Annotated in this window: 14 protein-coding genes and 3 pseudogenes; 7 read left to right on the forward strand and 10 right to left on the reverse strand. The window is 67.6% G+C overall.

Translation table 11 applies throughout. The features are described from left to right. Positions 1 to 69 precede the first annotated feature (69 nt). On the forward strand, positions 70 to 1,314 hold the full coding sequence (locus QP165_RS01505) for a polyhydroxyalkanoate depolymerase (protein ID WP_333993336.1): 1,245 nt from the start codon (positions 70 to 72) through the stop codon (positions 1,312 to 1,314). 207 nt (positions 1,315 to 1,521) lie between these two features. Here the strand turns inward: QP165_RS01505 and QP165_RS01510 are convergent, their stop codons facing one another. The 3 genes from QP165_RS01510 to QP165_RS01520 all read right to left on the reverse strand — a co-directional run bounded on the left by QP165_RS01510 (position 1,522) and on the right by QP165_RS01520 (position 3,748). Then, positions 1,522 to 2,004, reverse strand: coding sequence for a pyridoxamine 5'-phosphate oxidase family protein (locus QP165_RS01510; RefSeq protein ID WP_056024186.1), 483 nt, complete (start codon positions 2,002 to 2,004; stop codon positions 1,522 to 1,524). 78 nt (positions 2,005 to 2,082) lie between these two features. Beyond that, positions 2,083 to 3,261: an acetyl-CoA C-acyltransferase gene (locus QP165_RS01515; RefSeq protein ID WP_333993339.1), complete on the reverse strand. Its 1,179-nt coding sequence runs from the start codon at positions 3,259 to 3,261 to the stop codon at positions 2,083 to 2,085. 52 nt (positions 3,262 to 3,313) lie between these two features. After that, complete coding sequence (locus QP165_RS01520) at positions 3,314 to 3,748, reverse strand: MaoC family dehydratase (RefSeq protein ID WP_443019347.1); 435 nt, start codon at positions 3,746 to 3,748, stop codon at positions 3,314 to 3,316. A gap of 156 nt (positions 3,749 to 3,904) precedes the next feature. Here QP165_RS01520 and putA point away from each other — a divergent pair. Beyond that, positions 3,905 to 6,922, forward strand: a pseudogene (putA, locus tag QP165_RS19910) (bifunctional proline dehydrogenase/L-glutamate gamma-semialdehyde dehydrogenase PutA). A gap of 147 nt (positions 6,923 to 7,069) precedes the next feature. On the opposite strand, the gene QP165_RS01535 reads toward putA, so the two are convergent. Continuing rightward, positions 7,070 to 7,522, reverse strand: a complete 453-nt coding sequence (locus tag QP165_RS01535) for a mechanosensitive ion channel family protein (RefSeq protein ID WP_333996905.1) — start codon at positions 7,520 to 7,522, stop codon at positions 7,070 to 7,072. Between the two features lie 184 nt (positions 7,523 to 7,706). Continuing rightward, positions 7,707 to 7,790, reverse strand: a pseudogene (locus QP165_RS19915) (hypothetical protein); the annotation flags it as partial. 27 nt (positions 7,791 to 7,817) lie between these two features. Between QP165_RS19915 and QP165_RS01545 the strand changes: the two are divergent. Further along, a complete protein-coding gene (locus QP165_RS01545) occupies positions 7,818 to 8,339 on the forward strand; it encodes a hypothetical protein (RefSeq protein WP_333993344.1) in 522 nt (173 codons plus the stop codon). On the opposite strand, the gene QP165_RS01550 is transcribed toward QP165_RS01545, so the two are convergent. After that, on the reverse strand, positions 8,261 to 9,211 hold the full coding sequence (locus tag QP165_RS01550; RefSeq protein ID WP_333996906.1) for a DNA topoisomerase IB: 951 nt from the start codon (positions 9,209 to 9,211) through the stop codon (positions 8,261 to 8,263). The two genes, QP165_RS01545 and QP165_RS01550, sit on opposite strands and share 79 nt — an antisense overlap. A gap of 192 nt (positions 9,212 to 9,403) precedes the next feature. Here QP165_RS01550 and QP165_RS01555 point away from each other — a divergent pair, with 192 nt between their 5' ends. Then, positions 9,404 to 9,967 carry a type 1 glutamine amidotransferase domain-containing protein gene (locus QP165_RS01555; RefSeq protein WP_056022920.1) on the forward strand — a complete coding sequence of 188 codons (564 nt, stop codon included), beginning with the start codon at positions 9,404 to 9,406 and terminating at the stop codon, positions 9,965 to 9,967. 40 nt (positions 9,968 to 10,007) lie between these two features. Here QP165_RS01555 and QP165_RS01560 read toward each other — a convergent pair whose 3' ends face one another. From QP165_RS01560 to QP165_RS01570, 3 genes and pseudogenes are all read right to left on the reverse strand, one after another. Further along, a complete protein-coding gene (locus QP165_RS01560) occupies positions 10,008 to 11,105 on the reverse strand; it encodes an acyltransferase family protein (RefSeq protein WP_333993346.1) in 1,098 nt (365 codons plus the stop codon). Then, positions 11,102 to 12,458: pseudogene (locus QP165_RS01565) on the reverse strand (putative O-glycosylation ligase, exosortase A system-associated). The gene QP165_RS01560 and the pseudogene QP165_RS01565 overlap by 4 nt, the downstream one beginning before the upstream one ends. Further along, complete coding sequence (locus tag QP165_RS01570) at positions 12,451 to 12,588, reverse strand: hypothetical protein (RefSeq protein ID WP_200916308.1); 138 nt, start codon at positions 12,586 to 12,588, stop codon at positions 12,451 to 12,453. The pseudogene QP165_RS01565 and the gene QP165_RS01570 overlap by 8 nt, the downstream one beginning before the upstream one ends. A gap of 138 nt (positions 12,589 to 12,726) precedes the next feature. Here QP165_RS01570 and QP165_RS01575 point away from each other — a divergent pair, with 138 nt between their 5' ends. The 3 genes from QP165_RS01575 to QP165_RS01585 all read left to right on the forward strand — a co-directional run bounded on the left by QP165_RS01575 (position 12,727) and on the right by QP165_RS01585 (position 16,529). Continuing rightward, on the forward strand, positions 12,727 to 13,947 hold the full coding sequence (locus QP165_RS01575; protein ID WP_333993349.1) for a TIGR04063 family PEP-CTERM/XrtA system glycosyltransferase: 1,221 nt from the start codon (positions 12,727 to 12,729) through the stop codon (positions 13,945 to 13,947). Continuing rightward, positions 13,934 to 14,818 (forward strand): hypothetical protein, encoded by an 885-nt coding sequence (locus QP165_RS01580; protein WP_333993350.1) that lies wholly within the window; start codon positions 13,934 to 13,936, stop codon positions 14,816 to 14,818. The genes QP165_RS01575 and QP165_RS01580 overlap by 14 nt, the downstream gene beginning before the upstream one ends. Positions 14,819 to 14,984: 166 nt before the next feature. Beyond that, the gene (locus QP165_RS01585; protein WP_333996907.1) at positions 14,985 to 16,529 is read left to right on the forward strand and encodes a spinster family MFS transporter; all 1,545 of its coding nucleotides are present in this window, start codon (positions 14,985 to 14,987) and stop codon (positions 16,527 to 16,529) included. A 50-nt stretch (positions 16,530 to 16,579) separates the two neighbouring features. Here the strand turns inward: QP165_RS01585 and QP165_RS01590 are convergent, their stop codons facing one another. After that, on the reverse strand, positions 16,580 to 17,116 hold the full coding sequence (locus QP165_RS01590) for a superoxide dismutase family protein (protein ID WP_333993352.1): 537 nt from the start codon (positions 17,114 to 17,116) through the stop codon (positions 16,580 to 16,582). Positions 17,117 to 17,143: the final 27 nt, after the last annotated feature.

The raw sequence follows: 17,143 nt of genomic DNA on the forward strand, positions 1-17,143 counted from the left end.
CGCCGATAGTGCATCGCAGGGCATTTGCATTACGCGGGCAAGCGCCCATAATGGAGCAAAGGATACCGCATGCTCTATGATGCTTATGAATTCCAGCGCTCGATGCTGTCGAGTGCCAGTAAAATGGCGAGTTTCGGCGCAGATATGCTCAACAATTCGGCAAACCCGTTCGCCTATTTAGGCGGCGGGGCGGTCGTTGCGTCGGCGCTCGAGGTGTTCGCACATGCGAATGCGACTCGCGGGAAGCCCGAGTTCGGGCTCGATCGGACCGAGATCGACGGACGCGAGATCGCGGTTCGCGAGGAGATCGTGTTGCGCAAGGATTTCGGGCAGCTCAAGCGGTTCGTGCGGACCGACGCGGAGGGCGTCGTCCAGGCGGGGCCGAAGCTGCTGATCGTCGCGCCGATGTCGGGGCATTATGCGACGCTGTTGCGCGGTACGGTCGAGCGGATGCTGCCGTCGGCGGATGTCTACATCACCGACTGGCGCGACGCGCGGCAGGTGCCGGCATCGGCGGGGCGGTTCGATCTCGACGATTATATCGATTATTTGATCGCGTTCCTCGAGACGATCGGCGCGAACGAGGATGACGGCGGGCTGCACATGCTCGCGGTCTGCCAGCCCTCGGTTCCGTGTCTCGCCGCGGCCGCGGTCATGAGCGCGGACAAGCACCCCTCCCGGCCGAAGACGCTGACGATGATGGGCGGGCCGATCGATACGCGCGAGGCGCCGACCGCGGTCAATACGCTGGCCACCGAGCGGCCGCATGCGTGGTTCGAGCAGAACGTCATCGCCACCGTCCCGGGCAATTACCCGGGTGCGGGGCGCAAGGTCTATCCGGGGTTCCTGCAGCTGGCGGGGTTCATGTCGATGAACCTTGGCAACCACATGGTCTCGCACTGGGAGATGTATAAGCATCTCGTCCAGGGCGACGGCGAGAGTGCGGCGGCGAGCCAGGCGTTTTACGAGGAATATCGCTCGGTCTGCGACATGACCGCCGAATTCTATCTCCAGACGATCGACGTGGTGTTCCAGAGCCATGCGCTGCCGCGCGGCACGATGATGCACCGCGGCAAGCCGATCGACGTGGGCGCGATCACCGACGTCGCGTTGCTGGCGATCGAGGGGGAGCGGGATGACATTTCGGGGCTTGGGCAGACCAAGGCGGCGCTGAAGCTCGCGACCGCGCTGCCGGAGGACAAAAAGCGGTATTTGATGGCCGATGGCGCGGGCCATTACGGCATCTTCAACGGGTCACGCTGGCGTACGATCATCGCGCCGGTCGTCGAGGAGTTTATTACCGCGCACGGATGATCGGTGTGATTTGCCGGTGGGCCTCTCCGGTCCGCCCGCCCCCGCTGTTACCTCGGCGAAGGCTGGGTATCCCTGTTGTCAGGCCGGTCGGCCCGAACCGGGAGATCCCAGCTTTCGCTGGGATGACGGGGTAGGGGGTTAGAGGGAAGGGGTATGCGGGCGCGGGCGGGTGTGTGACCCCGCCCGCGCCCTGTTCATGCCATCGGTTTAGCCGATCGAGTCGACGACTGCGTGGCTGCTCGACTCGCTCGACGTGATCGTGCCGCCGAACAGCATCTTGACGCGGCCGGTCAGCGAGATGTCGGTTTCCCACAGCTCTGCGCTGTCGATGTCGAAGCGGAGCAGCGTCAGGTTGGGATCTTCCTTGCCGCCGGGAAACCATGCCTCGACCTGGTTGTTCCAAAGCTTGTCGATCTGCGTGCGGTCGTTCATCTGCGACACGGTGCCGGCCATGCACGCGAAGAAATCATGCCCCTTGCCGACGAACTGCGCCATCGCGTCGCCGCCCTTGGCGATCCGGTTGTCGCGACCCGCGAAGAAGAACAGCACGTTGGGCTGATCGTCGTCGATCTGCGCGGTCATCGGCTCGGAATGCGCGCCATCGGTCAGGCCGATCATCACGAACGGGCTCGACTTGAGCTTTTCGATAAACTTGTGTGCGACTTCCTGGGGGGTGTCCTTGTCGGCCATCATCGATCTCCTGTGGATTTGGATTGCGACAATGAACGGGTGGAGCGGGGGATGGTTGCGGCCCCCGCTCGCCGAAGATTACAGGACTTCGAACAGGCCGGCAGCACCCATGCCGCCGCCGACGCACATCGTCACGACGACATGCTTCGCACCGCGGCGCTTGCCCTCGATCAGCGCATGCCCGGTCGCGCGCGCGCCCGTCATGCCATAGGGGTGGCCGATCGAGATCGCGCCGCCGCTGACGTTGAGCCGTTCGTCAGGGATGCCGAGCGTGTCGCGGCAATAGAGGACCTGGACCGCGAACGCCTCGTTCAGCTCCCACAGGCCGATATCGTCCATCTTGAGGCCGAAGCGCTTGAGCAGTTTGGGGATCGCGACCACCGGGCCGATCCCCATCTCGTCGGGTTCGGTGCCGCCGACCGCCATGCCGATATAACGGCCGAGCGGCTGCAGCCCGCGCTGCGACGCGATCTTCTCCTCCATCAGCACCGAGGCGGACGACCCGTCGGACAGCTGGCTGGCATTGCCCGCGGTGATCGTCATGTCGGGGCCCATCACGGGTTTGAGCGACTGGAGCCCCTCGAGCGTGGTGTCCGCGCGGTTGCCCTCGTCGCGCGCGATCGTCACCTCCTTGTAGGTGACGTCCTTGGTCTCCTTGTTGACGATCGCCATGTTCGCGGTGACCGGCACGATCTCGGCGTCGTAATAGCCCGCGGCCTGCGCGGCGGCGGTGCGTTGCTGCGACTGGAGCGCATAGGCATCCATCGCGTCGCGCGAGATGCCGTAGCGCTTGGCAACGACCTCGGCGGTCTGGAGCATCGGCATGTAGACGTCGCGGTGCATCGCGATCAGCTCGGGATCGGGTGCGACGCGCATCTGCGGCGTCTGGACGAGGCTGATGCTCTCGACCCCGCCGCCGATCGTGATGTCCATCTGGTCGGTGATGATCTGCTTGGCGGCGGTGGCGATCGCCATCAGCCCGCTCGCGCACTGGCGGTCGAGCGACATGCCGCTGACCGTCGTCGGCAGCCCCGCGCGGAGTAGCGAGGTGCGCGCGATATTGCCCGCCTGGTGACCCTGCTGGAGCGCGCAGCCGAACACGACGTCGTCGACTTCGGCGCCGTCGATCCCGGCGCGCTCGACCGCGGCCCTGATCGCGTGGCTGGCGAGCGTCGGCGCGGGGGTGTTGTTGAAGGCACCGCGATAGGCGCGGCCGATCGGGGTACGCGCGGTGGAGACGATGACGGCTGAACGCATGATGCTATCCTTTTTCTGAAGTCCCCTCCCGCGAGCGGGCGGGAAGAAATGGTCAAACGAAAACCTGGCTGATCCATTCGGCGATCAGGGCGGGCTTGTCCTGGCCCTCGATCTCGACCGCGAAGCTGTTGGTCTGCTGCCACTGGCCGGGGCGTTTCTCGTCGAACGAGAGCAGCTTGAAGCGGCCGCGGACCTTCGATCCCGAGCGGACGGGCGTGAGGAACCGCACCGAATTGCCGCCGTAATTGACGCCCATCTTCGCGCCCTCGATCTTCGGCGCGTCGGGGATCTTCGACGACAACAGCGGCATCAGCGAGAGCGTGAGGAAGCCGTGCGCGATCGTGCCGCCGAACGGCGTCTGCGCGGCGCGGGCGGAATCGACATGGATGAATTGGTGGTCGCCGGTCGCGTCGGCGAACTTGTCGATCATGGCTTGCGTGACCTCGACCCAGTCGGACAGCGTCTCGGTACCGATCCGCTTCTGCATCTCGGCGGTGCTGATCGTCGACACGGCATTCCCTCCAAGCCTGTTTGGCGCTAAGCGCTGCGACGTCTCTAGGCGTACAGGCTGGCCGACCGCAAGCCTCACCCAACCGGAAGCTGGAAAATGTCGACTGCCGTAACGTCCAATGCCCGTAACACCATGGCAAAGCTGTATCGGGCGAGCGAACCCGATGTTCTAAAACCACTGCTGGAGCGTGCCGCGCTCGATCTCGGATTCGCGCGAGCGGGTGATGGGGCATGCGCTCGGGCTGCTCGCCGATCTGCGCGCGGCGCAGAGCAAGGGGTGGGTGAACCAGTTCCTCCAGGAATATCGGCTGAATTCCTCCGAAGGCGTCGCGTTGCTGAGCCTTGCCGAGGCGTTCCTGCGCGTGCCCGATCCCGAGACGGCGGACCTGCTGATCGCCGACAAGCTGGGCGATGCCGACTGGCGTGCGCATGCGGGCAAGTCGAATTCGAAGCTCGTCAATTCGGCGACCTGGGGGCTGGTGGTCGGCCGCGTGCTGGTCGGCGAGGGCGCGACCGGGCCGCTGCGCCGGCTGATCAGCCGCGCGGGCGAGCCGTTCGTGCGCCAGGCGGTGGGTGCCGCGATGAAGATGATGGGCGAGATTTTCGTGATGGGCCGGACCATCGACGAGGCGATGAAGCGGATGCGGCGGCCCGAGAACAAGGGCTTCACCGCGAGCTTCGACATGCTCGGCGAGGCGGCGCGGACGCATGCCGATGCGCAGCGCTATTTCCAGGCCTATGTCGGCGCGGTCGACGCGGTCGGGCGCGATCCCGCGGCGGGGCATTCGATCTCGGTCAAGCTGTCCGCGCTGCACCCGCGCTACGAGGTCGCGCGGTGGAGCGAATGCGTGCCCGCGCTGACCGAGATGCTCGAGGCGCTGGCGGTGCAGGCGGCGTCGAAGGGCATCGCGCTGACCGTCGATGCGGAGGAATCCGAGCGGCTCGAGATGAGCCTCGACATCATCGGTGCGGTCGCCGGGCTGCCGTCGCTCAAGGGCTGGGACGGGTTCGGCATGGCGGTGCAGGCGTACGGCAAGCGCGCGCGGCCGGTGATCGCATGGGCGAACGGGCTCGACCGCGTGATGAACGTGCGGCTGGTCAAGGGCGCGTACTGGGACAGCGAGATCAAGCGGACGCAGGTCGAGGGGCTGGCGGACTATCCGCTGTTCACGCGCAAGGCGGCGACCGACGTGTCGTATCTGGCGGTCGCCAAGGACATGCTGGCGGCGGAGAATATCCGGCCGGCGTTCGCGAGCCACAACGCGCTGACCGTCGCGACGATCATGGAATGGGCGGGCAACAGCCGCGAGTTCGAGTTCCAGCGGCTGCACGGCATGGGCGACGGGCTGTACGAGCGGCTGGTGCAGGAGAATGGCTATCACTGCCGCGTCTATGCGCCGGTCGGTGGTCACCGCGACCTGCTGGCATATCTCGTCCGGCGTCTGCTCGAGAATGGGGCGAATTCGAGCTTCGTGCACCAGCTGGCGGACGAGCGGCTGACCGAGGGCGAGATCCTCGCGGATCCGGTCGCGAAGATCGCGGCGGTCGGGGGAAGCGGCATCCGAGCATTCCGCTGCCGGTCGATCTGTTCGGGGCGGGCGGGCACCGGAATTCGGCGGGGCTCGATTTGAGTGACGTGGATACGCTGGCGGCGACCGTGAAGGTCGTGAATGCGCCATTGCCACAGGGCGCGTTCCCCCGCGAAGGCGGGGGCCCAGACTCGGCGCAGGGCGCCGACCGCGCTGCCGCGCGTGAGAGCGAGGGGCTGGACCCCCGCCTTCGCGGGGGAACGGTGAGTGATGCGATCACGCGCGCGCATGCGGCGTTTCCGGGCTGGTCGCGGTCGCCGGTCGAAGAACGGGCGGCGTGCCTCGACCGGCTGGCCGATCTGCTCGAGACGCATCGCGACGAGCTGATGGCGATCTGTGTGCAGGAGGCGTTCAAGACGATCCCCGACGCGATCGGCGAGGTGCGCGAGGCGGTCGATTTCTGTCGCTATTATGCGCAGCAGGCGCGCGCGAAGCTGCAACCGATCGAGCTGCCGGGGCCGACGGGCGAGCGCAACATGCTGCATATCGAGGGGCGCGGCGTCTGGGCGACGATCGCGCCGTGGAACTTTCCGCTCGCGATCTTCCTCGGGCAGACGGTGGCGGCGCTCGTCACGGGCAATGCGGTGGTGGCCAAGCCCGCGCCGCAGACGCCGCGGATCGCCGCGCGGGCGGTCGAGCTCGCGCATGAGGCGGGCGTGCCGACCGACGTGCTGATCCTCGTCACCGGCGGGCCCGAGGTCGGCGCGGCGCTGACCGCGGACGCGCGCATCCAGGGCGTCGCGTTCACCGGATCGACCGCGACGTCGCGCAAGATCGCACGCGCGCTGCTCGAGGACGACAGCCGGCCGATCGTGCCGCTGATCGCGGAGACGGGCGGGATCAACGCGATGATCGTCGATTCGACCGCGCTGCCGGAGCAGGTGGTGGCGGACGTGATCGCCTCGTCCTTCCGTTCGGCGGGGCAGCGTTGCTCGGCGCTGCGGCTGCTGCTGGTGCAGGAGGATATCGCGGACGGCGTGATCGAGATGCTGTCAGGCGCGATGGACACGCTGAGGATCGGCCGTGCGGGCGATCCGGCGACCGATGTCGGGCCGGTGATCGACCAGGCCGCCTATGACCGGCTGATGGCGTATCGCGCGGGAGTGGCCTCGAAGGTCGTCAAGACGCTCGACGTGCCCGCGGACGGCCTGTTCGTGCCGCCAACTTTGGTGCGGATCGGCGCGATCGAGGATCTGAACGAGGAGTGGTTCGGGCCGATCCTCCATGTCGCGACCTGGGAAGCGGGCAAGCTGAGCGAGACGATCGCGCGGGTCAACGCCAAGGGCTACGGCCTGACGATGGGGCTGCACAGCCGGATCGCGCGCGCGGCCGAGGTGATCGAGGCCGAGGCGGCGGTCGGCAACCTGTACATCAACCGGTCGATGATCGGTGCGGTGGTCGGCTCGCAGCCGTTCGGCGGCGAGGGGCTGTCGGGGACCGGGCCCAAGGCGGGCGGGCCGCGCTACCTGTACAGGTTCTGTGCGGAGCGGGCGGTGTCGGTGGATACGACGTCGGCTGGGGGGAATGCGACGTTGCTGTCGTTGGACGAGGGCGGGATCTGACGGGCTTTTGAAACCCTGTCCTGCTGTTCTCGTCATCCCCGCGCAGGCGGGGATCCATATTGGCTGGCCGTGAGGGGTATCGCGACCCGTCGAGTCTATGGATCCCCGCCTTCGCGGGGATGACGGAGGGGGCTGTGAGAGGCTGTATCAGCCCCTTGTCGCCTCGGCTTCGCGCGGTGTCGGCATCTCGGGGTACGGCATCACCATCGACCCGTCGGGCGCGGCCATCATGTTGACCTGCGTCGGGAACGCGATCTCGATCTTCTCGTCGTTGAAGCGTTTCAGGATGGCGATGCCGACCGCGGTGCGGCCGTCGTAGAAGCTCGCATAATCGGGGCCCTTGCTGTCGAACTGGACCTCGAAATCGAGGCTCGACGCGCCGAAACCGGTAAAGCCTGCGCGCGTGAAGATCTTGTCGTTGGCCTCGACGATCTCCTTCAGCATCGCGGGGATGCGCGAGCAGACCTCGGGCGGGGTCGAATAGGTGACGCCGATCAGGAACTTCGCGCGGCGGTGGTTGCGCTGCGTGTTGTTGAGGATCTCCTTGTTGAGGAGGTTCTTGTTCGAGATCACGCGCTCCTCGCCGTCGATGCCGCGGATGCGCGTCGATTTCAGCCCGATCGCCTCGACGCTGCCCGAGGCGGTGTCGTAGCTGATCGAGATCGCCGCGGCGGAACGGGCGGTCGAAGATGATCGCGAGCGCGGCGAACAGGTCGGCGAAGATGCCCTGCGCCGCCAGACCGATCGCGATGCCGCCCACGCCGAGCCCCGCGACGAGGCCGGTGACGTTGACGCCGAGATTGTCGAGCACCACCACGAGCGCGACCGCGAACACGACGAACGTGACGAGCAGCCGGATCAGCCCCATCGCCGACAGCAGCGCCTCGCCCGAATAATGTTCGGACTGCGTGCGGTGCTCGATCGCGCCGAGGATGATCTCGCGCACCCAGACCGCCGCCTGAAAGACCGCGGCGACGGTGAAGAGGAAGTTGACCGTGGTCGCGACCTGGCCGGGAGCGGCGGAATAGCCGTCGACCAGCTTTGCGGCGAGCATGACGATGAAGAAGTTGCTGGTCCGCGCGATCGCCTTGCCGACGACGATCCCCCAGCCGTTGAGTGCGCGGGGCCGTTCGCACAACCGGCTGCCGAAACGCCGGGCGGTGTGGAGCGCGAGGACGATCAGCGCCCCCGCGCCGAACGCGATCAGGATCTGCAGCCAATAGGCCTGGATCCAGGCAATGCTGGCGGCAACGAATTCCTGCGCCTGGTTGCCGACATCGCCGGCGTTGAAGATCGGGGCTTTGGCAACGCTGTTGGTGGTGGACATCGGGATACTCGTCAGGCCGCAATGGCGATGGTTGCGGGCGTTCCGGCTTCGAGGAACGCGATCAGGCCGCATTCCTCCCGGCTGAGATAGCGCTTGGCGCGTGGAAGGCGGAGCGCCTTGCGAAACGCCGACTGCCCCTGTTTGACCAGGGCAATCAGCGAGGGGTGGACATAGCTCTTGCGTGCGATCGCGTGCGTGTTGCCGAGCCGCGCGACGACGGGCTCGAGCATCGCCTTCAGGCTGAGGTCGCGCTCGGCGGATGCGAGCGCCTCGAACGCGGCGACGCTTGCGGCCCAGGTCCGGAAGTGCTTGGCGCTGAAATCGGTGCCGGTGGCGTCGCGGATATAGCAGTTTACGTCGGTCGAGGTGACGGGGTGCGCCACGCCCGCATCGTCGAGCCACGCGAACAGATGCTGCTCGTCGAGATCCTGGCATTTCTTGACGAAGCTGGAGAGCGACCGATCGGTGATCCGGAGCGTCCGCAGCTTGCCCGACTTGCCCTTGTACTGGAGTTTGAGCGTCGCGCCCTTCACCTCGCCGTGGCGCTTGCGCAAAGTCGTCGCGCCGAAACTTTCGTTCGCTTCGGCATAGGCTTCGTTGCCGACGCGGATATGCCCACCGTCGAGCAGGCGGATGACCGCGGCGACCGCGCGCTCGCGGGTCAGCGAACGTTTCCGCAGATCGGCCTCGACGGTCTTTCTGAGCTTGGGAAGCGCATGGCCGAAATCGGCGCAGCGCTCGTATTTCGCCGCGTCCTGCGCCTCGCGGAAGCCGGGGTGATAGCGATATTGCTTCCGGCCCTTCTCGTCCCAGCCGACCGCCTGGATATGGCCGTTCGGCTTGGGGCAGAACCAGGCGTCGCCATAAGCGGGGGGTAGGCCGACCGCGTTCAGCCGGTCGATCTCGTCGCGATCGGTGATGCGCTCGCCCTTCGCAGTCCAATAGCCCCAGCCATGCCGCATCTTCCTGCGCGTGATGCCGGGCTTCGAGTCATCGGAATACACGATTCGGGTCGGCACGCATTTCTCCCGGGGGCGGAGGAATATCCGACCGCCTTTCGAAATGTTCGGGAGGGCGCATCGTTCCGGAACGACGCGGGCGGCGCGGTGTTGAGGGGACACCGAATTCATCCTGCATTTCATTGGAGACGTCAGATGGCCGACCTGTCCCAGGCACGCGTATTGATCCTCGCAACCGATGGTTTCGAGACGGTCGAATTGTTCGAACCCAGAAAGGCGCTCGAGGCGGTGGGCGCGAAGGTGACGCTCGCGTCGATCAAGACCGATCCGATCCAGGGCATGAAGGGCGATATCAACAAGGCGGAGACCGCCACGCCCGACCTGACGCTCGATGAGGTCGATACCGACGACTACGATGCGCTGATCCTGCCGGGCGGCGTCGCCAATCCCGACGTGATGCGGCTCGAGGAACGCGCGATCGAGATCGTCACCGAGTTCATGGAAGACGGCAAGATCGTCGCAGCGATCTGCCACGCACCGTGGCTGCTCGCCGAGGCCGACGTGATCGATGGCCGCCGCCTGACGAGCTATCCGTCGATCCGCACCGATCTCGAGAATGCCGGTGCCGAGGTCGTCGACGAGGAGGTCGTGGTCGACGACAATCTGATCACGAGCCGCAAGCCCGACGACATTCCCGCGTTCAACAAGGCGATCATCGCAGCGCTGGAGGAAGAACTCGCGGACGAGCCGGTCGACTGATCTGGCCGGGGTCGGGGAGGGCCGCGCCGTCGCTGCGGCGTTAGGCGACGCTCTCCCCGAGCCGTTCCCGTCGGCGGGACGGGAGCCGGTTGATCCAGCGCTGCGCGGGGCGCTCGACGCCGTGATAGAGCATGATCGACGCGGCGAGGACCAGTGCGAGGAACACCGCCATGATCGGCGGCGCGACATGGGCGGGGTCGCCGACAAACGCCATCCTGTAGGCCTTCCATAACAGCGAATGGCTGAGATAGGTGGCGAAGCTGATCTCGCCGAGATAGTGGACCACGCGCCAGCCGAGCGGGTTCGCCGGGTGATTGGCCGTCAACGCGATTGCGAACAGCAGTCCTGCGAGCGCGGTCGGGATGATCGCGATCTCGCCCAGCAGCCCTGTCCCGAACGATACGAATGCGATCGCGCTGACGACAAGGGCGACGCCCAGCGCGGGCGTGGACTCGGCGCGAAACCGCAACCACAGCGCACCGAGCGCCGCGCCGGCCGCGAATTGCGTCAGGCAGCGGACCATGCCGAAATACGGGATGCCGTCGCCGAGCGCATGGGCTTGCCGCGACAGCATGACATAGGCGAGGATCGCGAAGCTGCCCGCGATCGCCATCAGCAGGACGATCGTCGGTGTCCGCTTCAGGTCGATCGCGAGCGGCAGCAGCGGGAAGGCGAGATAGGCCGCCATCTCGCACGAGATCGACCAGGCCGGATCGTTCCACTGCAGCGCCGCGACGCCAAACGCCTCGCGCGCGACCGGCCAGCATTGCAGCAGCAGCGCGTGGAGCGGCAGCATGTCCAGCGGATATTGCGGATCGGCGGGGCGACCGGTGACCGACAGTCCCAGCACGATCACCAGCGCGAAGCCGAGCAGGAAGAGATGCAGCGGCCAGATCCGCGCGACGCGGCGGAGCAGGAACGACGGGATGCTCGCCCATCGCTGTGTCCCGATCCGGTCGGCATAGCTGAGCCAGATGACGAAGCCCGAAAGCAGGAAGAAGAAGTCGACTGAGAAATAGCCCTTGGCGAGCACGCGCAGCACCGCGTCGGGGACCCCCAGCGAAAAGCGCAGATGGTAGAGCACCACGAACCACGCGGCCAACCCGCGCGCGCCGGTCAACGCCCGCAGCTCGGTCATGCGGGGAGGGCGCCGTGCGCGGGGTCGCGGGTCGGGCGCATCGACCGGAAGCTCGCTTCGCGGCGTTTGCGCGTGAGGTAGGTATCGAGGCCGATCTGCGCGCCGAGCAGCATGTAGATGAACGGCTGGAACGCGATCGCGATGAACGCGGCGCCGAGCAGATACACGAGATGGCCGCTCTGCAACGCGGCGGCGAGCGGGCCCGCCCATGCGAACGCGCCGTCGGGATCGGCATAGCGGCGGCGCAGCACCTCCATCCTCACCAGTCCGGCAACGTTGAGCAGCAGCCAGAGCGCGAGCCCGAAATAGCCCTGTTCGCCGAGCATTTCGAAATAGGCGCTGTGATAGGCGCGCGCCTTGTCCTCCTCGACCTTGCCCGGCGCCCCGCCGCCCTCCGCGCTGGCGAGATCGTAGCGGATCCGGTTGCCGCGATACGCCTCGAACCCGCCGCCGAACGGGTGCGACCGGGCATAGTCGATCGTCCATTGCCACACCGCGATCCGCGTCGACGCGGATCTCGTCGGCCTGGTAGGTCTTGATCGTGTTCATCCGGTTGGTGAAGGTCGAGGGCAGGAACGGGATCGCGATCAGTCCGAGCGTCGCGAGGCCGCCGAGATAGAGGACCTTTCGCTTCACCACGCGCAGCGACAGGATCGCGAGCAGGCCGATGCAGAGAAGCCCGGTGCGCGTCGAGGTGCCGACCGGGATCAGCAGGCATGCGAACACGAGCGCGATGCAGAACGCCTGGACGCGACGGTCGGGTTTGAAGATCGTGCCGTGGCGCATGAACCAGAGGATGATCGGGATGATCGCGACCGCGACCGCGCTGATCGTGCTGCCTTCGTAGAGCCCCGAATTATTGTCGACCATCAGGTTGAGCTGGCCATAGCCGCCGCCGCCGCTGGCGATCGTCTTGATCCCGCCGACGATGATGATCGAGGCCGCCGACAGGATCATGAACAGCAGCAGCGCCTCGATCCTGAGCCGGGTCCGCAGCGTCAGCGGCAGGAACGCGGCGAAGGCGAGCGCCTTCCAGACCCAGTCCCATTTCTCCTTTGCCTCGACGGGGAAATCGGCGGCAAGCGTCGTCGCCCAGCAATAGAGCAGCAGCACGACGATCAGCACCTGGCGCGGCGCGACGCGCGTGTCGCGCTTGTCGTCGGCGATCACCCATCCGCCGACCGCGAGCGCAACCGCGATCAGCGAGATCGGCACGGTGTTGAGCAGGAGGTAGGTCAGCCGCTGGGGCGAGACGATGTCGATATAGACATAGGCGAGGACGAGCAGGAACGGCCGCTTGAACCCGAGCGCGAAGAACGCGGCCAGAAACGCGATGAACGCGAGATCACGCACGCGGCGGCGACTCCCGTTTCGCATCGGGCGTTTCGCGGGGCTCGCGATCGAGATCGGGGCGGCGCAACAGCAGGAACGCGGCGAGCATCATCAGGCCATGCGTCAGGCCAAGCGCGAAATTGTCGATCATCTGCCGGCCTCCCTCCTGCCGCGCGTCCAAGGGCTGCGCAGCTGTCATCGCCGGGCGGCGTGCCCGGTGTCGCAGCGCGGGTCTAGCGCGCGGCGGTTGACGCGCCGTTAAGCGCTGTCATGGCAAGACGCCATCACGATGCGCATTCTTCATATCCTCGACCACGGCCTGCCATTGCAGAGCGGCTACACGTTCCGGACCCGCGCGATCCTGAAAGCGCAGGAGGCGCAGGGCTGGAGCGTCGCCGCCGTCACCGGCCAGCGGCACGGCGCCGCGCCCGCCGCGGTCGAACGCGTCGACGGGCTGACCTTCTACCGCACGCAGGCCGAACGGCGCGGCGGACCGATCGGCGAGCTGGCGGGCATCCGCGCGTTCGCCAGCCGTATCGAGGCGGCGGTGGATGCGTTCCGGCCCGACATTCTCCACGCGCATTCGCCGGTGCTCGACGCGCTGGCGGGGCTGATCGTGGCGCGGCGCCGCAAGCTGCCGCTGGTGTACGAGATCCGCGCATTCTGGGAGGATGCGGCGGTCGGCAATGGCACCGGGCGCGAAGGGTCGCTGGCGTACCGGACGACGCGCGCGCTCGAGACATGGGCCGTCAGGCGCGCCGACGCGGTTGCGGTGATCTGCGACGGGTTGCGCGGCGACCTGATCGAGCGGGGAATCGCGGGCGACAAGATCATGGTGTCGCCGAACGGCGTCGATCTCTCGCTGTTCGGAACGGTGCCGCCGCGCGACGATGCGCTCGCGACGCAGCTCGGGCTGGACGGCGCGGACGTCGTCGGGTTCATCGGCAGCTTCTATGACTATGAAGGCCTCGACGACCTGATCGCGGCGATGCCCGCGCTGATCGCGCGCCGCCCCGAGGCGCGGCTGCTGATGGTCGGTGGCGGGCCGATGGCGGATGCGCTCGCGGCGCAGGCGCGCGAATCGCCGGTCGCCCGTGCGATCCATTTCGTCGGACGCGTGCCGCATGCGGAGGTCGAGCGCTATTACGGGCTGGTGGACATCCTCGCCTATCCGCGCAAACGGATGCGGCTGACCGATCTCGTCACGCCGCTCAAGCCGCTCGAGGCGATGGCGCAGGCGCGGATGGTGGCGGCATCGGACGTCGGCGGCCACCGCGAACTGATCCGCGACGGCGAGACCGGGACGCTGTTCCCGCCGGACGACCCCGACGCGATCGCCGCGGCACTGTCGGCGTTGTTTGCGGACCGGTCCGGCTGGGACGCACGCCGCGCGCGGGCGCGGGATTTTGTCGACAAAGAGCGTAACTGGTCGTCAAACATTTTGCGTTACGAACCCATTTACCATCGGCTGTCCCGGCCGATCAACGGAAAGTCGCATGGCAGCGCTTAGTCCCAATCCCCTGATCCGCCACCTTCCCGTCGGCGCCGCGGTCGCGGTCGCGGTCATCGCGGCCGGCGTCTTCGCGCTCATGCCGGCGGACGCGCTCGAACAGACGGTCTGGCGCAGCGGGATCGCCGCGCTGATCCCCGCAGCGCAGCCGCCGCTGGGATCGACCGCGCGCGCGGTGCTCGCGCTCGCATTTGCGGCGGTCGGTGCGGCGGTGACGTGGTCCGCGCTGTTTCTGCTGGTCGGACCCGGCGGGCTGCTCGCACCCAAGCGGCACCGCGCGACCGACATACCCAGCGAACCGCCGAGCGTGCGGCGTGCGGACGCGCATCCCGACGCGCCGCCGCGCCGGCCGATGACCGCGGCCGATCTCGGCACGCCGATGATGGACGTCCACGCGGCGAAAACCGACGAGCCCGAGCGGCCGATCCCGACCGATCTCGACCAGCCGCTTGCCGCGTTCGATCCGCTCGCGATCCTGCCGGTGCCGATGGAGCCGGTGCGTCCCGTCGCGCCGCTGCTCACGATCGCGGACCCACGCCCCGCAGTGGTCGCGTCGGGTGCGATCGTCGAGGATCCCGCAGTCGATCTGCGGATCGATCAGGACGGCGAGTCTGAAACCGTCGCGGTCGCGCGCGAACCCGTCGAAGTGTCGCACGTCGCGACGTCGAACGCTGCGCCGACTTTGTACTGGCCGGCCGAGCGCGGGGTGACGGCGATCGGGTCGGGGCCGACTTTGGTCGTCGATACGCCGGCCCCGGTCCGAGCCGATCCGCCGGTCTCCGCCAGAGGCGACGCGGAGCCCTCGATCGAGTCGCTGTTGCGCCGGCTCGAGCAGGGCAGCATGCGGCGGCAGCGGCGCAGCGCCGGCTGACTCTCCGGGCATACCCGTCCCCTGCGAAACCGCTTCGGATCGCAGGCGGCCTCTGATACCCATTGCTCGAAAAGCGCAAGGGAGGGGTCATGACGGATAGCGTACGACGGACGGACGCGGCAGTCGGGGAGGGGGTATCCGGAGCGGACCCGACCGGCATGAGGCGATCGATACGCAGCCGGGTGCGACGCCCTATGCCTGGTACGTCCTGTCGATCCTGTTCCTCGTGTACATCCTCAATTTCGTCGACCGGCAGATCATCTCGATCCTGGCCGAGGACATCAAGCGCGACCTGGGGCTGAAGGATCAGGATCTCGGGTTCCTGTACGGCACCGCGTTCGGCGTCTTCTATTCGCTGTTCGGGATCCCGCTCGGCCGGCTCGCGGACAATTGGCACCGCGTCCGGCTGATGACGATCGGCCTGTCGCTCTGGTCGGTGATGACGGCACTGTCGGGGCTTTCGAAGAGCGGGGGGCATCTCGCCGCGGCGCGGATCGGGGTGGGGATCGGCGAGGCGACCGCGAGCCCCTCGGCCTATTCGCTCATCTCGGACTATTTTCCCAAGCGGCTGCGCGCGACCGCGCTGTCGATCTATTCGGCGGGGCTGTACGTCGGCGGGGGGTTCAGCCTCTTCATCGGCGGCCTGATCGTCCAGAACTGGAACCGGGTGTATCCGGGCGGCGGTCCGCTGGGGCTGGTCGGGTGGCAGGCGGCGTTCATGGCGGTCGGGATCCCGGGTCTGCTGCTCGCCTGCTGGATCGCGACGCTCAAGGAGCCGATCCGCGGACTCGTCGAGGGCCTGCCCGAGCCCGAAAAGCACCCGGCGCCGTTCAGGGCGTTTGCCGGCGAACTGCTGACGATCGTCCCGCCCTTCACGCTGATCGGCGCGGCGATGGGTGGCTCGCGGGCGTTCGCGCTCAACATCGCAGGACTCGTGGTCGTCGTCGCGGGGGTGCTGGGGCTGATCGCGCTCGGCGAGCCATGGCCGCAATGGACCGCGATCGGGATCGGCGTCTACGCGGTCTTTTCCTGGGCGTGCGCGCTCAAGCGTCGCGACGCGCCGACCTTCGCGCTGATCGTCGGCACGCCCGCTTTCCTGTTCACGGTTGTCGCGTACGGACTGAACGCATTCCTGAGCTATGCGGCGAGCTTCTGGGCAGCGCCCTATGCATTGCGCGTCCTGAACGTCGCGCCGTCGAGCGCGGGGTTCATGATCGGCGGGCTCGGCGCGCTTGCCGGGTTCCTCGGCCTGACGATCGGCGGGGTGGTGTCCGACCGGCTGCGCAGGCGGCATCCCGGCGGGCGGCTGTGGGTCGTGATCTTCGGGGCGGTCGTGCCGACGCCGTTCCTGATCCTGGCGTTCACCGCGACGTCGCCGGTGCCCTTCTATATCGGCCTGTTCATCGCGCAGATCACCGCGAGCGGGGCGCTCGGCGCCGCGGCCGCGACGACGCAGGATCTCGTCCTGCCGCGGATGCGGGGTACGGCGACGGCGACGTTCTTCATCGGTACGACGCTGATCGGGCTCGCACTGGGGCCCTATCTGGCGGGGCGCGTGTCGACGCTGACGGGAAGCCTGTCGATCGGGATGCTGTCACTGCTGGCGAGCGTGCCGATCACGCTGGTGGCCGCGATCGCGGCGTGCCGGATGGCGCCCGCGGCGGAGGCATCGCGCGAGGCGCGCGCGCGCGAGGCCGGCGAGGTGCTCTGAGGGCAGGTGAAAGCCACCCCTGCCGGTTGGCGGCAGGGGTGGTTGACCGGTCAGGCGGGCTGGAACACGCCGCAGGCGATACGACCGCCGCTGTTGCCCGCGGGATCGGTCATGAGATCGTCGGGACCGGCATGGACGACGAACGCGGCGCCGTCGGCATCGAGCAGCCCCGCCATCGTCGCGCCGGGGATGGTCACGCCGACCGTGCCGCGGCCATCGGTGCCGATGATGAGGTTGGGCAGGTCGCCCTCATGCGGGCCCTGCGGGTTCATCGACCCGTGCTTCATCGAGGTCGGGTTCCAATGCCCGCCCGCGGTGGTGAAGTCGGGCGCGTCGCAGCGGCCGGTGGTGTGGACATGGACACCGTGCGTGCCCGACGGCATCGCCTTGGCATCGACCGTGAAACGCAGCCCGCCCGCGACCTCGGTCGCGGTCGCGCGGCCGACATCGACCCCCGCCGCGGTCATCAGCATCGCACCCGCGCGCTGGCCACCGGCCACCGGCGTGCCCGTGTCGAGACCCTTCTGCTCGCACGCGGCAAGCCCCAGAGCCGCGGCTCCGATCGTCATCATGGTCACTACGCGCATGGTCGTCTCCCTGTTGTTAGCCTTGAT

Source organism: Sphingomonas sp. 22R3R2A-7 (assembly GCF_036856055.1).
Taxonomy (GTDB): Bacteria; Pseudomonadota; Alphaproteobacteria; order Sphingomonadales; family Sphingomonadaceae; genus Sphingomonas.

Bases quoted from the DNA above. Each gene is read 5' to 3' on its own strand.
- QP165_RS01505 (WP_333993336.1), top strand. From the start codon at position 70: ATGCTCTATGATGCTTATGAATTCCAGCGCTCGATGCTGTCGAGTGCC.
- QP165_RS01510 (WP_056024186.1), bottom strand. From the start codon at position 2,004: ATGGCCGACAAGGACACCCCCCAGGAAGTCGCACACAAGTTTATCGAA.
- QP165_RS01515 (WP_333993339.1), bottom strand. From the start codon at position 3,261: ATGCGTTCAGCCGTCATCGTCTCCACCGCGCGTACCCCGATCGGCCGC.
- QP165_RS01520 (WP_443019347.1), bottom strand. From the start codon at position 3,748: ATGCAGAAGCGGATCGGTACCGAGACGCTGTCCGACTGGGTCGAGGTC.
- QP165_RS01545 (WP_333993344.1), top strand. From the start codon at position 7,818: ATGTTCGGACTGCGTGCGGTGCTCGATCGCGCCGAGGATGATCTCGCG.
- QP165_RS01550 (WP_333996906.1), bottom strand. From the start codon at position 9,211: ATGCGGCATGGCTGGGGCTATTGGACTGCGAAGGGCGAGCGCATCACC.
- QP165_RS01555 (WP_056022920.1), top strand. From the start codon at position 9,404: ATGGCCGACCTGTCCCAGGCACGCGTATTGATCCTCGCAACCGATGGT.
- QP165_RS01560 (WP_333993346.1), bottom strand. From the start codon at position 11,105: ATGACCGAGCTGCGGGCGTTGACCGGCGCGCGCGGGTTGGCCGCGTGG.
- QP165_RS01570 (WP_200916308.1), bottom strand. From the start codon at position 12,588: ATGATCGACAATTTCGCGCTTGGCCTGACGCATGGCCTGATGATGCTC.
- QP165_RS01575 (WP_333993349.1), top strand. From the start codon at position 12,727: ATGCGCATTCTTCATATCCTCGACCACGGCCTGCCATTGCAGAGCGGC.
- QP165_RS01580 (WP_333993350.1), top strand. From the start codon at position 13,934: ATGGCAGCGCTTAGTCCCAATCCCCTGATCCGCCACCTTCCCGTCGGC.
- QP165_RS01590 (WP_333993352.1), bottom strand. From the start codon at position 17,116: ATGCGCGTAGTGACCATGATGACGATCGGAGCCGCGGCTCTGGGGCTT.